Source organism: uncultured Dysosmobacter sp., from assembly GCF_947631635.1.
Classification (GTDB): Bacteria; Bacillota; Clostridia; order Oscillospirales; family Oscillospiraceae; genus Oscillibacter.
The window spans coordinates 189,449-203,943 of sequence record NZ_CANRMB010000001.1 but is presented as its reverse complement, the minus strand read 5'-3'; the positions used below and the strand labels follow the sequence as shown (position 1 = coordinate 203,943).

Sequence of the window (14,495 nt, the reverse complement as noted above, 5' to 3'; positions counted from 1 at the left end):
GCTTGTGAATGCAGGTTCTTACAATTGGGGAAGTTCATCCAGATCGATGAGATCCTCTTCCGCCGCCTCCCGGACCGCCCTCTCCAGTCCCGGCAGGTCCAGCACCAGCCGGATGGCCCAGGGCGGCATTTTGACGGACATGGGCGGCTCCTCCAGCAGCACGAAGGCCGTGTCATAGGGCGGACGCTTTTGGGGATAGACGCCCATGCCGTCGGTGAAATAGATGAGGCCCCGGAGGCTGGTGAAAACTCCCGCCCTCTGAAGCTGTTCCACGTGCCGGAACACCGGGCGGAAGTCCGTGGCGCTTCCCCCCGCCAGCTCAAAACGGTCCATATAGTCCCGCAGCTCCTCCAGGTCATGGATGGCGGTGTCGGACCGGAGCTGGTCGTCGCACTGGAGGATGCGGATGTTGACCTTGCGGGTAAATGTCTCGGTGCTGCGCAGGATGGCATAGGTGCAGGCCAAAAACTGCCGCACCAGCCGGCCGGAGGTGGACATGGAGGTGTCCACGGCGATGACGAAATCCTCGATGCGCTTGTCCTCCCTGGTCTCCGGCGGCTCCACCAGGGGCATGTTGCCGTAGAGCTGGAGGCCGTAGGTGTAGAACCCATAGTCAAAGGCGTCGCCGTCCACCGCCATGACCTCCCGGGGCACGGCGAACCGCCGCAGGAAGGCCCGGTAGTCCACATCGTCCCGGACGGCCACCCGGATCTGTTCCAGCACCGCCTGGCCACCGCTCCCCTGTCCCGCCAGCACGGTCTCCATGCCGGTCCGGGTCTTTTCCGAGAGGTCCTGCCACCGTTGGTCCTGCCGCTGGGACTGCTCCTGGCCATCCTGCTTTTCGGGGTCCCACAGCCCATGGTCATCCACCAGAAAGGCCCGTTGGAGCTGGGCCAGCTCGTATTCAGACAGGTCCAGCCGCAGCAGCCGGCGGTAGATGCCCTCGGCGGTGAGCACCGGCATCGCCCCGCGGCACTCGCCGTAGAATTTCCGCTTTGCCGGAGGGTCTCCGCCGTCCAGGCAGGGGTAGTCCAGCCCGTCCAAAATGCTCTCCACCGCCGCATCGCAGGCAAGGTCCCACAGCTCCGGGGCCTTGCCTCTCTTTTTTGCCAGGTGCCGGAGCATACAGTGGAGGATGACATGGAGATAGGCCCGGTTGGTGAACACCCGGCTGCGGAGATAGCGGTCCGCCAGCCAGTTCCCGTCGTAATAGAGGGCCTCGCCGTCTGTGGCCAGGGACAGCGTGACGCCGCCCCCCGGCTGGAAGCACAGGGCGCACAGGGCGGCGTCCAGATAGGGCAGGTTCATATACAGTTCATTCCGGGCCGTATACAGGATCTCCTGCCCGATGGCCGTGAGGTCCTTTTGCGGCGTATCCGCCATGTTTTGCGCCTCCTTCCGCTGGAAATCAGAACCAGGCGTTTGGAATGGGAAATTCAGGCGTCCGGCTCCGGCGGGGCAAAATCATTTCCCCGGCGGCATACAGTCCTTTCTCATTTCTCATCTGCTCAAAGGTCAAAGCTTTTTCCGATCCCGCCTGAAAATCGCCTGTGCTGCTCCTCCAGCAGCAGGGCCAGGGCCTCCGGCGCTTCCGACCGGCGGGCCAGCCCGCACAGCTCCGTGAGGGCCTCCCGGCTCAGCGGTGCGCGGGAGAGCAGGAACCGCAGCCCAGCCGCGTCCCGCTCCGCCAGCAGCCAGCGGGCGGCGGACAGGGCGTTTTCCCGCAGATAGGCCAGGTAATCCGCCTCCGCCCGCGCCGACAGCTCCGCCGGATACCGCAGCCGCCACCAGGCCAGCCGCATCGCGCAGTCCGCATCATGCTCCATGCCCAGCATGGGCCGCCACAGCTCGTCATAGGCTTTCAGGCTCAGCTGTTTCCGATAAAAGCAGTGGTGATAGGAATAGCCCGCGCCGCAGATATTATAGTCAAAATGGTGGGCCGGACAGTTCTCCTCATAGACCTCCACATATTCCGGGAAGATCAGCCGGGCCAGCGTCCCGTCCGTCCAGTGCAGCGTCACGTCCAGCTCCCTGGGAAGCTCGTCCGCCAAATAGGCCAGCAGCTCCCCCTCCTGTCCCGTGCAGGTGAGGTGAAAGGCGGCCAGTCCCCGGCAGTTCATCAGGGCGCCGCCGCCCCAATAGCGCACCGTGTCCCGCAGGCGGAGCGTCTTGAGGGCGGCGCAGTTGAAAAAGGCGTAATCCCCTGCCCGGAGCAGGCTGTCCGGCAGGCGGAGATCCTCCAGGCCGCTGTTGTCCCAGTCCTCCCCGTCTCCGGCGGGTCCGCAGGTGACCAGCACCTCCTCCCCCTCCGGCGGGCGGCGGCCCGGCGCCAGGGCGTGGTCCCCCAAAGCAGTCACCGGCAGGCCGAACAGCGCCTCCGGCAGGGCGGCGCGGCGGTCACAGGTGGCGGCCCGCAGAAGGGTCACGCCCGCTTCCTCCCGGCGGATGGTCAGTCTCCAGTTGTTGACGCCGCCGATGCGCTCCAAAAGCCCCGCTCCCTTTCTGTTATCTGGATATGTAGTGTATCACAAATCCCCGCGGTTTCCTAGGCCGGAAAAGAAATTTTCAAAAACCTCTTGACATTCTGTTTATACTGTATATACTGTACATGTACAGTACGAACGGAGGAACTTCCATGGAACTCATCATCCGCAACACCGTGAACCAGCCGATCTACGATCAGATCTGCGCCCAGATCAAGGCCCAGATCATCGCTGGACAGCTGGCGCCTGGGGAGGCCCTGCCCTCCATCCGGGCGCTGGCAAAGGACCTGAAGATCTCCGTCATCACCACCAAGCGGGCCTATGACGAACTGGAGGCCGAGGGCTTTCTCTTCACCGTGGCTGGCAAGGGGTGCTTTGTGGCGGAAAAAAATCTGGATATCATCCGGGAGCAGCAGCTCAAGGAGCTGGAGGGCCACCTGGCCTCCGCCGTGGACCTTGCCAAAACCTGCGGCGTCTCCCAGCCCGAGCTGCACGAAATGCTGCGTATCCTGTTGGAGGAGGAATCATGATGAACGCCATCGAGCTATCCCATATCAACAAATCCTTCGGCGGCTTTGCCATCCAGGACCTGTGCCTGACGGTGCCCAGCGGCACCATCTGCGGCCTGGTGGGCGAAAACGGCGCCGGAAAATCCACCACCATCCGCCTTTTGATGAACGCCCTGCGGCCCGACAGCGGCACCGCCCAGGTGCTGGGGGTGGATGTTACCTCCCCTGAATTTCAGGCGGTGAAGGAGGATGTGGGCGTGGTGCTGGACGAGGCCTATTTCCCCGAAGTCCTGAACGCCGCCCAGGTGGGCCGGATCATGGCGGGCACCTACCGCCGCTGGGATGCGGCGCTGTACCAGGACTACCTGCGCCGGTTCGGCCTGCCGGAAAAGAAGTCCTTCAAGGACTACTCCCGGGGCATGCAGATGAAGCTGGCCATCGCCGTGGCGCTCAGCCACCAGCCCAAGCTGCTGGTGCTGGACGAGGCCACCGCCGGACTGGACCCCATCGTCCGGGACGAGGTGCTGGACATCTTCAACGAGTTCACCCGGGAGGAGGACCACTCCATCCTGATCTCCTCCCACATCCTGTCAGACCTGGAGAAGCTGTGCGATTACATCGCCTTCCTCCACCAGGGGAAGCTGCTGTTCTGCGACGAGAAGGACCAGCTTCTGGAGACCTACGGCATCTTCACCGACAGCTCCGAGCAGCTGGACTGCCTGATGCCCGAGGCCATCGTGGCCCGGGAGGCCAACGGCTACGGCGGCGTCCGGGCGCTGGTCCGCCGGAACCTGGCCCCCAGCGGCTTCCAGCTGGAACGCCCCTCAGTGGAGGATATCATCCTGTTTTTGGTGAAAGGAGCGAAAGAAGCATGAGTGCGCTTGTAAGAAAGGACTGCTGTGTCCTGTGGAAGCAGATGCGGATCTTTTTGGTGGTCATCCTGTTCATCGCCGTGTTCAACGGGGCCTTCGGCAATGTGTTCATCGTCGTCTGGGCGTCCATGATGCCCTTCACCGCCATGGCCTACGACGAGCGGAGCAAGTGGGACCAGCTGGCGGCCATGATGCCCTATTCCGTCCGGGACATCGTGCTAAGCAAGTATGTCCTGGGCTGGCTGTGCATGGGCGCGGCGGCGCTGGCCTCCCTGGCGATCCAGGGGATCCTGACGGCTGTGCACGCTCCCATGGCATCTCTGGACCCGGTGGGGAACCTGCTGGGCCTCTGCGCCAGCGCCTGCGTCCTGGCCATCACCCTGCCCATCATGTTCCGCTTCGGCGTGGAGCGGGGCCGGCTGGTGATGTTCCTGATGATCTTCCTGGTCTGCGGCAGCGCCGGGGCCGTCAGCTCCATCGCCGTGGAGATCGGGGACGGCCTGCTGCACGTTCCTGCCCTGGTGCTGGCCGGTCTGTTCATCGCCGCCCTGGCATCGACCGCCGTCTCCCTTCCTCTTTCCATGAAGATGTACCGGAAGCGGACCTATTGAGGGAGGCAGGCGTCATGAAAAACACCCCTGCCTGCCCCAAATGCGGTTCCCGGAACATTGTCCGGATACCGGACAATCCAAACCGCCACGCCAGCGGCAACAACATCTACACCACTACGCTGACCCTGTTTGGAAAGATCCCGGTCATCCGCTATGTCTGCTGTGACTGCGGCTATGTGGAAAACTGGGTGGAGGCCCAACGGGAGCTGGAGGAAATCGGGCGGACCTTCGGCTGAACAAAAGAAGCTCCCGGATGCCAGCGCATCCGGGAGCTTTTATATTGGGATCTGTTTTGCCGGAATTTACTCTCGGCAAAACGCCTCTGCCCGCCGCGGCGGCACGTCCGCCGTGGGGACGCGAGGGGGGTGTCGAAATCGCAGTGCCGTCTTGCCGGCACTGTGATTTTTCGTATCCAGGGGGGACAAAGTCCCCCTTAGAACAGCGTTTAGCCCCACAGGGCGGACAGCATCGGAATGACCTGCTTCTTCCGGGACATGATCTTGGGCAGGAACGCGGCGTTTTCGCCGTCATTGCGGATGTTGAACGCCTGACGGATGGTGTCCTCGTCGCCCACATACAGCAGCTGGGTGCCCTCCAGCAGCACGTCGGTGATCATCAGCACCACCGTGTCCAGATGCTTGTCCTTGCGGATGCTCCGCATTTTCTCCAGGAATTCCTCTTTTCGGGCCATCAGCCGGTCGGAGTCCATGCAGGTAATCTGGCTGACCGCCAGGTCATGCCCCGCGATGTGGAATTCCTTGTAGTCCGTTAACAGCATGGCCTCCACGCTCTTGTCGTCGCCGCAGGTGGCGGAGAAGATGGCCTTGCCCAGCTCATCCAGGGACACGTTGGCAATGCGGGCCATGCGGTTGGCCACGTCGATGTCCCGCTGGGTGCAGGTGGGGGACTTGAACATGACCGTGTCGGACACGATGGCGGCGGCCATCAGACCCGCCATCTTCGCCGTTGGCATCAGGCCCTTTTCCTGGTACATGCCCGCCACGATGGTGGTGCTGCTGCCCACCGGCTCATTCCGGACATAGATGGGATTCTTGGTCTCAATATCCGCCAGGCGGTGGTGGTCCACGATCTCCAGGATCTCCGCCTGCTCCAGCCCCACAACGGACTGCGCCCTTTCGTTGTGGTCCATCAGCACCACCCGCTTCCGGCGGGGGCGCAGCAGATGGAAGCGGGACAGGGTGCCCACCACCCGCTCCTCGTCGTCCAGGATGGGATAGGCGCGGAAGCGGCTCTCCAGCACCGTGTTCTGCACATCGTCGATATAGTCGTCCAGGTGGAAGCAGACCAGGTCCTTGCTCTTGCAGATGTGGCCGATGGGCAGCGCGTGGCAGATCAGGCGCACCGTCTGATAAGCGTCATAGGGCGTGGAGATGATGCAGGTGTCCGTGTCCATATCCAGCAGCTCCTGATTCACCTCCGCCTGGCAGACCACCACGCAGTTCACCCGCAGCTGTAAGGCCCGGCGGATCATCTCCGGCTGGTCGCCGCAGATGACGATGCTGTTGGGGTCGGAGAACATCAGGTTTTCCCGCCCAGTGGGCAGGGCCACCGTCACCTCGCCGGAGACGACGTCCTTCATCTCGCCGCCCTCGTTCAGGACCTTGCCCTCCAGCACGGACAGCAGGTTGTAGACCGGCACCTCTCCCACCCGGGGATTCCGGACGGAGCTCATATCGTAGCTGGCCACGTCTCCCGCGGAGAGCATGCCATACAGGGTCCCATCCTCGTTGGCCACGGGGATGACGGAGATGCGGTGCTGCTGCATGGTCTGCCAGCCCCGGCTGATGGTGGCGGCGGCGGACAGCGTGGGCGGCGTATCGTAGTTGAGGTCCCGCACCTGGGTCCGGACGTTGGTGATGAGCTGGGGCGGCTGAAAGCCGAAGCGGTCCAGCACAATCTGCGTCTCGTCGCTGACCTGGCCCAGGCGGGCCGCCTGGTATTCCCGCTGGCCCAGCGCGTTTTTCAGGGCGGCATACGCCATGGCGGACACGATGGAATCCGTGTCCGGATTGCGGTGTCCGGTGATATAAATGGTATCCATAGATGATTCTCCTTTGGACATACTCTGATAGTTTGATTATGCTGGTTTTCAAGGGCTTTGTCAACGGTCCATCTGTGAAAAAAGCACGCGGAAACGATTGCTTCCGCGTGCTCTTTGTCATTTTTCCAGATACGCCTCGATGGCCTCGCCCATAAAGTGGGCCGTGCCGTCTCCAAAGCTGTCCAGATGCTCGGCAAAGCGGTCGTCGGCCCCATACAAACCGGCCAGGCGGCGCAGCTTTTCCCCGTCACAGCCGTTGTGGTATAGTCAATTAACTTAAAAAATCGCATGCGATTTTTTAAGCGGGCGATGCCCGCTGTGCGCTTTACGCACAGCGATTGACTATGAAATGCAAATCAAGGCCGCTTCAGCGGCCTGTCACAGCGCATATGCGCTGTGACACTTGAAAAGTGAATTTATCACTTTTCAAGTTATTTGATTATACTTCGCCAGATGGTCCCGCCAGCGGATCACCAGCGCCTGAGCGGCCTCGCTGGACGGATCCCCGCGTTTTGCCTCCGCCGCGAAATCCACCAGAATGGCGTCGGCTTCCTCCTGCTCCAAACTCGCTCCAATATAACTCGCCATGTTTCCTCCTAATACACCCTCACAGGACGAGCAGGTCCTTGGGGGCCTTTGTGATATTCCGGCACCCGGTTTCCGTCAGCAGGATGACATCCTCAATGCGGACACCCATCTTTCCCGGCAGGTAGATGCCCGGCTCCGCCGAGATCACCGCTCCGGCGGGCAGCGGCTTGTCGTTCATGGGGGAGGCGTTGGGGGCCTCATGGATCTCCACGCCCACGCCGTGGCCAAAGCTGTGGCCGAAGCGCTCGCCGTACCCGGCAGCCTCAATGACGGCCCTGGCCGCGCCGTCCACCTCCCGGCCCGTGCGTCCGGCCCTGGCCGCGGCGATCCCCGCCAGCTGCGCGGAGAGCACAGTCTGATACACCCTATGCATCTCCTCCGTGGCAAAGCCCACGGCCACGGTCCGGGTCATGTCGGAGCAGTAGCCATGGTAGATACAGCCGAAGTCCATGGTCACAAACTCCCCCTGCTGGATAGTCTTTTCAGAGGGGACGCCGTGGGGCAGGCTGCCGTTGGGCCCGGAGACCACAATGGGATCAAAGGACATGTCCGACGCGCCGTAGTGGAGCATCAGATATTGGAGCCGGGCGGCGATCTCCTTCTCCGTCACGCCGGGGCGGATCTCCTCCAGGATGTCCGTCAGCGCCCGCTCCGCGATGCGCTGGGCGCCGACCATGGCCTCCAGCTCCTCGTCATCCTTGACCATCCGCAGCTGCCATAAGAGGTCCGTGGCCGGGACCAGGTCACAGGGCAGCGCCTCCCGGTAGCGCTCCCAGTCCTGGACGGTCATATAGGCATCCTCAAAGCCCATGCGGCGGATCTGGTGGGCGGCGACGGCCTCCCGGATCAGGGCCGCATAGCCGCGGCCCCGGCCGATCTCCCGCAGCTCCGCCCCCTGGACCCACCGGGCCGCGGCCTCGGTGTACCGGGAATCGGTGAAATAGTAGGCTTTTTTGCGGGTCACCAGCGCCACGCCGTCTGTTCCGGCGGAGTGGAAGCCGGAGGCGTAAAAGCGGTTGGCCTCCCCGGTCAGCAGCATGGCGTCCAGATTATTGGCCTCCAGCTGGGCTGCGATCTTTTGAAAATGATTCACTGAGGAACTCCTTTCTATCATGGGAAATTCGATGCAAAAGGGCCTCCCGGCCCATGTTTCTTTACTGCCGCTCCGCCGTCTCCGCCGCGGCCTTTACGAATCCATAGAACAGCGGGTGGGGCCGGTCGGGACGGGCACCGCGGCGGGTGTCCGGTGATGCCGCTCCGGCTCGCCGCTTGCGCGGCAACCGCCGGAGATGGCAGAAGAGCCGTCCCGACTGATATTCCTTTACTGCCGCTCCGCCGTCTCCACCGCGTCCTTTACAAATCCATAGAACAGCGGGTGGGGCCGGTCGGGACGGACACCGCGGCGGGTGTCCGGCGATGCCGCTCCGGCTCGCCGCTTGCGCGGCAACCGCCGGAGATGGCAGAAGAGCCGTCCCGACTGATATTCCTTTACTGCCGCTCCGCCGTCTCCACCGCGGCCTTTACGAATCCATAGAACAGCGGGTGAGGCCGGTCGGGACGGCTCTTGAACTCCGGGTGGAACTGGGCGCCCACGAACCAGGGGTGGTCCGGCAGCTCCACGATCTCCACCAGGCGCTTGTCGGGGGACAATCCCGCCAGGACCATGCCCTTGGCCTCCATCTCCGCCCGGAAGGCGTTGTTGAACTCATAGCGGTGGCGGTGGCGCTCGGAGATCTCCTCGGCGCCGTACAGCTCTGCGCTGCGGCTCCCCTCCGTCAGCACGCAGGGATACCTGCCAAGCCGCATGGTGCCGCCCTTCTCCGTCACATGCACCTGGTCCGGCATCAGGTCGATGACCGGATGCCGGGTCGCCGCAGAAAACTCGGAGGAGTTTGCGTCCTCATGCCCCAGCACATGGCGGGCAAATTCCACCACCGCCATCTGCATCCCCAGGCAGATGCCGAAATAGGGGATGCGGTTCTCCCGGGCATAGCGGACGGCGCAGATCATGCCCTCGATGCCCCGGTCTCCGAAACCGCCGGGCACCAGGACGCCGGTGCAGCCTGCCAGCCGCTCCGCCGCGTTGTCGTCGGTCAGATCCTCGGAATTCACCCATTCAATGTCCACGATGGCATCGTTGGCGGTGCCGGCGTGGTTCAGGGACTCCACCACGGAGAGATAGGCGTCATGGAGCTGGGTGTACTTGCCCACCAGGGCGATGCGCACCTTCCTGTGGGCATTCTTCTCCCGCTTGACCATGGCGCTCCACTCCCGCAGGTCCGGCTGGTGGGTGATAAGGCCCAGCTTGCGGCAGACCACCTCGTCCAGGCCCTCCTTGGCCATCAGCAGGGGGACCTCATACAGCGTCTCCGCCGTGGTGTTCTGGATGACGCAGTCCGGCTCCACGTTGCAGAAGAGGGCGATCTTCCGGCGGACATCCTCGGTGATGGGCTGGTCGCAGCGGCAGACCAGCACATCCGGCTGGATGCCCAGGGACAGCAGCTCCTTGACGGAGTGCTGGGTGGGCTTGCTCTTCAGCTCGCCGGAGCCGGGGATCTGCACGATCAGCGGCACATGGATAAACACCACGTCGCCGTGGGGCCGCTCCGCGGCCACCTGGCGGATGGCCTCCAGGAAGGGCTGGGACTCGATGTCGCCCACGGTGCCGCCGATCTCGGTGATGACCACGTCCACATCCTCACTGGCCATGGCGTAGACCCGGTCCTTGATCTCGTTGGTGATGTGGGGGATGATCTGGACCGTGGCCCCCAGATAGTCGCCCCGGCGCTCCCGGTTCAGCACGGACCAGTAGATCTTGCCGGAGGAGATGGAGCTGTTGCCGGACAGGTCCTCGTCCACGAACCGCTCGTAATGGCCCAGGTCCAGGTCCGTCTCCGCGCCGTCGTCGGTGACGAACACCTCGCCGTGCTGATAGGGGCTCATGGTGCCGGGGTCCACGTTGATATAGGGGTCGAATTTCTGGTTGCGCACCCGGACGCCCCGCTGCTTCAAAAGCCTTCCCAGAGACGCCGCGCAGATGCCCTTGCCCAGTCCGGAGACCACGCCGCCGGTCACGAATACGAATTTTGTCGACATGCCGCTTCACCTTTCCTTTACACACAACAGTTTTCACCTGGAAAGGGCTTTGTACCCATGAAATGGACAAAACCGCGCTTTTTGAAAAACAAAAAAGCACCGCCGGACCATTTTGCGGTGAAAAGTCCCAGCCTCTTTCGGGACTCTTCGCTGCGATCCGCGGTGTCGCTCGCCTGTTCGATTATCGCTCTGCGGCTCCCGCCGCAAACCGCCGCCAAAGCGTTTCCAAAATACTGTTTCAATATATCACCCTCTTTTTTCCTTGTCAACGGTCCTCTTTTTCCTTCGACAAAGGAAATCTCCGCATTTCGCACAAGCGCCGGAACCGCCGTGGGGCAGCGCTTTTCCCCTCTTTTCGGGCCGAATTGTAAGCAGTGCCAAATAATTTCGGATTTATTTTGTAAAAAATGACGGTTGACTTTATCCCTTTAAAGCTGTATGTTGTAAAAGTAATCTGACAGACATCTCAAACGAGAGAAAGGAGTTCCCATGATGCGCTGTATCGCTGCTCTGTCCCCGCGGCCCGCGCTGGGCTCCTATTACTTTATGAAGGTCCGCTATGCGGGCCGTTTTCAGCACGCCAAAGGGCAGTCCGTCTGAACCATGACCGTTGTATGAAGAGCGGCCCTGTTCACACGGACAGGGCTGTTTTTTATAATGTCCTTGCAAATATTACATAAGGAGATCTGAACGATGAAAAAGAAGCTGCTTGCACTCATTCTGGCAGGCGCCATGACCCTGAGCCTGGCCGCCTGCGGCGGCGAGAAGGAACCCGCTCCCGCCGAGAACACCACGCCCCCTGAGACTGAGACCCAGGAGCCTGCCGAGGCCGAGACCTATAAGGTCGGCATCTGCCAGCTGGTCCAGCATGACGCGCTGGACGCCGCCACCCAGGGCTTTATCGACGCGCTGAACGAGAAGCTGCCCGGCCAGGTGGAGATCGACAACCAGAACGCCTCCAACGACATCCCTATGTGCTCCACCATCGTCAACCAGTTCATTTCCAATGATGTGGATCTGATCATGTGCAACGCCACCCCCGCCCTGCAGGCTGCCGTGGCCGCCACCACCACCATCCCCATCCTGGGCACCTCCGTCACGGAGTACGGCGTGGCTCTGGGCATCAGCGGCTTCACCGGCACCGTGGGCGGCAACGTCTCCGGCACCTCTGACCTGGCTCCTCTGGACCAGCAGGCCGCTATGATCCAGGAGCTGTTCCCCGACGCCAAGACCGTGGGCCTGATCTACTGCTCCGCCGAGGCCAACAGCCAGTACCAGGTGGACGTGGTCAAGGCCGAGCTGGAGAAGCTGGGCTACACCGCCACCCTGTACTCCTTCTCTGACTCCAACGATCTGGCCGCCGTCACCGAGAGCGCCGCTGCCGCCTCCGAGGTGATCTATGTTCCCACCGACAACACCGTGGCCGCCAACACCGGCATCATCGACAACATCTGCCGTCCCGCCGGCATCCCCGTGGTCGCCGGTGAAGAGGGCATCGTCAAGGGCTGCGGCGTGGCGACCCTGTCCATCAGCTACTATGACATCGGCTACAAGACCGGTGAGATGGCCGCTCAGATCCTGACCGGCGAGGCCGATATCGCCAGCATGCCCATCGAGTATGCGCCCCAGTTCACCAAGAAGTACAATGCTGAGATCTGCGAATCTCTGAACCTGACCGTGCCCAGCGACTATGTCGCCGTGGAAGTCGGCTGAGATTTTTCGGCAAAATTTTTAAAAAAAGCGGGAAAGGCCTTTCCTTTCCCGCTTTTTTTTGATAAAATGTTGGTATCTATCAACACTTTTGGGGGAAGATTGTTATGAATCCAATCGCGCTTCTCAACTCGCTCCCCGGTGCGGTCTCGCAGGGACTGATCTGGGGCATCATGGCCATCGGCGTCTATCTCACCTATAAGATTCTGGACGTGGCCGACCTGACGGTGGACGGCACCATGTGCACCGGCGGCGCTGTGTTCATCATGCTGACCATGGCTGGCTGGTCCATTCCCGCCGCTCTGCTGGCCTCCTTTATCGCCGGCATGCTGGCGGGTCTCGCCACCGGCCTGCTGCACACCGCCTGCGGCATCCCCGCCATCCTGTCCGGCATTTTGACGCAGCTGGCCCTGTATTCCGTGAACCTTCGGATCATGGGAAAGGCCAACCAGCCCATCAACGCCAACAACTACCGCCTGCTGGTGTCCTCCCGGAACGTGAAGGTCCTGTCCGCGGAGAACCCCATTCTGGTGGTGGGGATCCTCTGCGTGGTGCTGATCGCCGTTCTGTACTGGTTCTTCGGCACAGAGCTGGGCTGCTCCCTCCGCTCCACCGGTTCCAACTCCGCCATGAGCCGGGCCCAGGGCATCAACACCAACTTCACCACCGTGCTGGGCCTGATGCTCTCCAACGGACTGGTGGCCCTGTCCTCCGCCCTGCTGAGCCAGTATCAGGGCTTTGCGGACGTCAGCATGGGCCGCGGCGCTATCGTCATCGGCCTGGCGGCGGTCATCATCGGCGATGTGGTGTTCGGCAAGATCTTCACCAACTTCGCCCTGCGGCTCCTCAGCGTGGTCATCGGTTCCATCATCTACTACGCCGTGTACTCCCTGGTCATCTGGCTGGGCATGAGCGGCGACGACATGAAGCTCATCACCGCTCTGATCGTAGCCCTGTTCCTGTCCATTCCCTATTGGAAGGGCAAGTATTTCAGCAATCCCGCCAAGAGAGGAGGCGCCGCAAATGTTTGAGGTCAAAAACATCCACAAGACGTTCAACGCGGGCACGGTCAACGAAAAGCACGCCCTCCGCGGCGTGAGCCTGACGCTGAACGACGGCGATTTCGCCACGGTCATCGGCGGCAACGGCGCCGGAAAATCCACCCTGCTGAACGCCGTGGCCGGCGTCTGGCCCGTGGACAGCGGCAGCATCTCTATCGACGGCATGGACCTGACCCACATGCCGGAGCACAAGCGGGCCCAGTATATCGGCCGCGTGTTCCAGGACCCCATGCAGGGCACCGCCGCCACCATGCAGATCGAAGAAAACCTGGCTCTGGCCGCCCGCCGGGGCAAGCGCCGCACCCTCCGCCCCGGCATCACCAAGGCCGAGCGGGCGGAATATATCGAGCGTCTGAAGATCCTGGATCTGGGCCTGGAGGACCGGCTCACCAGCAAGGTGGGCCTTCTGTCCGGCGGACAGCGGCAGGCGCTGACGCTGCTGATGGCCACCCTCATCAAGCCGAAGCTGCTGCTGCTGGACGAGCACACCGCCGCCCTGGACCCCAAGACCGCCGCTAAGGTGCTGGACGCCACAGACCGGCTGGTCTCAAAGGACAATCTCACTACTCTGATGATCACCCACAACATGAAGGACGCCATCGCCCACGGCAACCGGCTCATCATGATGTATGAGGGGCGCATCGTCATCGACGTCTCCGGCGAGGAGAAGAAAAAGCTGACGGTCCCCCAGCTGCTGGAGCTGTTCAGCAAAGTCAGCGGCAGCGACGAGGCTGACGACAAACTGCTGCTCTCCTAAGCCGCTGACTGGGGCCCCGCACAGCGGGGCGCGCCATCGGCGCGTACAAGCGTTTGCCCCAGGAAAACCTTGGAATGGGCGGGCTCTGCCCGGCCATTCCAGTCCTGTCAAAGGGCTCCCAGACGGCCCAGCCGTCTGGGAAACAGCGGCAGCGACGAGGCAGACGACAAACTGTTGCTCTCCTAAGCCGCTGACCAGGGCCCCGCACAGCGGGGCGCGCCGTCGGCGCGTACAAGCGTTTGCCTCAGGCAAACCTTGGAATGGGCGGGCTCTGCCCGGCCGTTCCAGTCCTGTCAAAGGGCTCCCAGACGGCCCAGCCGTCTGGGAAACAGCGGCAGTGACGAGGCAGACGACAAATTGCTGCTCTCCTGATAACCCATGTAAACGGGCGGATGGGATATCCGTCCGTTTTACTTTTTCCCATTAAATTGCAAAGGCAAATTTGTGCATTTTCACGGTTGACAATCGTCCGCTGGTTGCGTATAATGCAAAGCAATCAAACAAAAACCGATGAGCAAGAGGAGTAACCGGCAAGGCTACCTTTCAGAGAGCCGTGGGTGGTGGGATCACGGCAGAGAACTTTCCGGCGAATGGACTTGTGAGGGCAGAGCGAACGGGCTTTCGGCTTTAGTAGTATATGACGGGGACCGCACCCGTTATCAGGGCGGCACGGATGGAAGTCCGTGAGATGAGCGGGCGCTATGCGTCAACTTGGGTGGTACCGCAGGACCGAAGTCTTGTCCCAA

14 protein-coding genes, 1 pseudogene and 1 other annotated feature (1 of these 16 cut by a window edge) are annotated in these 14,495 nt (G+C 62.1%); of the genes and pseudogenes, 7 read left to right on the top strand and 8 right to left on the bottom strand.

The genetic code is table 11. The features are described 5' to 3' along the window. Positions 1 to 18: 18 nt before the first annotated feature. Both Q0Z71_RS01060 and Q0Z71_RS01055 read right to left on the bottom strand, forming a co-directional pair. Positions 19 to 1,383 carry a DUF2201 family putative metallopeptidase gene (locus Q0Z71_RS01060; protein ID WP_298016890.1) on the bottom strand — a complete coding sequence of 455 codons (1,365 nt, stop codon included), beginning with the start codon at positions 1,381 to 1,383 and terminating at the stop codon, positions 19 to 21. Between the two features lie 125 nt (positions 1,384 to 1,508). After that, the gene (locus Q0Z71_RS01055) at positions 1,509 to 2,486 is read right to left on the bottom strand and encodes a hypothetical protein (protein ID WP_298016887.1); all 978 of its coding nucleotides are present in this window, start codon (positions 2,484 to 2,486) and stop codon (positions 1,509 to 1,511) included. 149 nt (positions 2,487 to 2,635) lie between these two features. Here Q0Z71_RS01055 and Q0Z71_RS01050 point away from each other — a divergent pair, with 149 nt between their 5' ends. The 4 genes from Q0Z71_RS01050 to Q0Z71_RS01035 are packed head-to-tail and all read left to right on the top strand — an operon-like array spanning position 2,636 to position 4,711. Then, entirely contained in the window at positions 2,636 to 3,013 is a 378-nt protein-coding gene (locus tag Q0Z71_RS01050) for a GntR family transcriptional regulator (protein ID WP_298016884.1), read from the top strand. Beyond that, on the top strand, positions 3,013 to 3,867 hold the full coding sequence (locus Q0Z71_RS01045) for an ABC transporter ATP-binding protein (RefSeq protein WP_298016881.1): 855 nt from the start codon (positions 3,013 to 3,015) through the stop codon (positions 3,865 to 3,867). The genes Q0Z71_RS01050 and Q0Z71_RS01045 overlap by 1 nt, the downstream gene beginning before the upstream one ends. Further along, complete coding sequence (locus Q0Z71_RS01040) at positions 3,864 to 4,475, top strand: ABC-2 transporter permease (RefSeq protein ID WP_298016878.1); 612 nt, start codon at positions 3,864 to 3,866, stop codon at positions 4,473 to 4,475. Before Q0Z71_RS01045 ends, Q0Z71_RS01040 begins: the two co-directional genes overlap by 4 nt. A gap of 14 nt (positions 4,476 to 4,489) precedes the next feature. Continuing rightward, complete coding sequence (locus tag Q0Z71_RS01035; RefSeq protein ID WP_298016873.1) at positions 4,490 to 4,711, top strand: hypothetical protein; 222 nt, start codon at positions 4,490 to 4,492, stop codon at positions 4,709 to 4,711. Between the two features lie 209 nt (positions 4,712 to 4,920). On the opposite strand, the gene Q0Z71_RS01030 is transcribed toward Q0Z71_RS01035, so the two are convergent. The 6 genes and pseudogenes from Q0Z71_RS01030 to Q0Z71_RS01005 form a co-directional block, all read right to left on the bottom strand. Continuing rightward, complete coding sequence (locus Q0Z71_RS01030; RefSeq protein WP_298016870.1) at positions 4,921 to 6,537, bottom strand: putative manganese-dependent inorganic diphosphatase; 1,617 nt, start codon at positions 6,535 to 6,537, stop codon at positions 4,921 to 4,923. A gap of 117 nt (positions 6,538 to 6,654) precedes the next feature. Beyond that, positions 6,655 to 6,780, bottom strand: a pseudogene (locus tag Q0Z71_RS01025) (TipAS antibiotic-recognition domain-containing protein); the annotation flags it as partial. A gap of 183 nt (positions 6,781 to 6,963) precedes the next feature. Then, complete coding sequence (locus Q0Z71_RS01020) at positions 6,964 to 7,125, bottom strand: TipAS antibiotic-recognition domain-containing protein (RefSeq protein WP_298016867.1); 162 nt, start codon at positions 7,123 to 7,125, stop codon at positions 6,964 to 6,966. Between the two features lie 19 nt (positions 7,126 to 7,144). Beyond that, the gene (locus Q0Z71_RS01015) at positions 7,145 to 8,218 is read right to left on the bottom strand and encodes a Xaa-Pro peptidase family protein (RefSeq protein ID WP_298016864.1); all 1,074 of its coding nucleotides are present in this window, start codon (positions 8,216 to 8,218) and stop codon (positions 7,145 to 7,147) included. 395 nt (positions 8,219 to 8,613) lie between these two features. Continuing rightward, positions 8,614 to 10,221 carry a CTP synthase gene (locus Q0Z71_RS01010; protein WP_298016861.1) on the bottom strand — a complete coding sequence of 536 codons (1,608 nt, stop codon included), beginning with the start codon at positions 10,219 to 10,221 and terminating at the stop codon, positions 8,614 to 8,616. Positions 10,222 to 10,238: 17 nt separating this feature from the next. Further along, on the bottom strand, positions 10,239 to 10,463 hold the full coding sequence (locus Q0Z71_RS01005) for a hypothetical protein (protein ID WP_298016858.1): 225 nt from the start codon (positions 10,461 to 10,463) through the stop codon (positions 10,239 to 10,241). Between the two features lie 451 nt (positions 10,464 to 10,914). Between Q0Z71_RS01005 and Q0Z71_RS01000 the strand changes: the two genes are divergently transcribed. The 3 genes from Q0Z71_RS01000 to Q0Z71_RS00990 all read left to right on the top strand — a co-directional run bounded on the left by Q0Z71_RS01000 (position 10,915) and on the right by Q0Z71_RS00990 (position 13,749). Then, positions 10,915 to 11,934, top strand: a complete 1,020-nt coding sequence (locus tag Q0Z71_RS01000; protein ID WP_298016855.1) for an ABC transporter substrate-binding protein — start codon at positions 10,915 to 10,917, stop codon at positions 11,932 to 11,934. Positions 11,935 to 12,038: 104 nt separating this feature from the next. Continuing rightward, entirely contained in the window at positions 12,039 to 12,962 is a 924-nt protein-coding gene (locus tag Q0Z71_RS00995; RefSeq protein ID WP_298016853.1) for an ABC transporter permease, read from the top strand. Then, positions 12,955 to 13,749: an ABC transporter ATP-binding protein gene (locus Q0Z71_RS00990; RefSeq protein ID WP_298016851.1), complete on the top strand. Its 795-nt coding sequence runs from the start codon at positions 12,955 to 12,957 to the stop codon at positions 13,747 to 13,749. Before Q0Z71_RS00995 ends, Q0Z71_RS00990 begins: the two co-directional genes overlap by 8 nt. Before the next feature lie 501 nt (positions 13,750 to 14,250). Continuing rightward, positions 14,251 to 14,495 (top strand) — a binding site (T-box leader) (it continues 2 nt past the right edge of the window).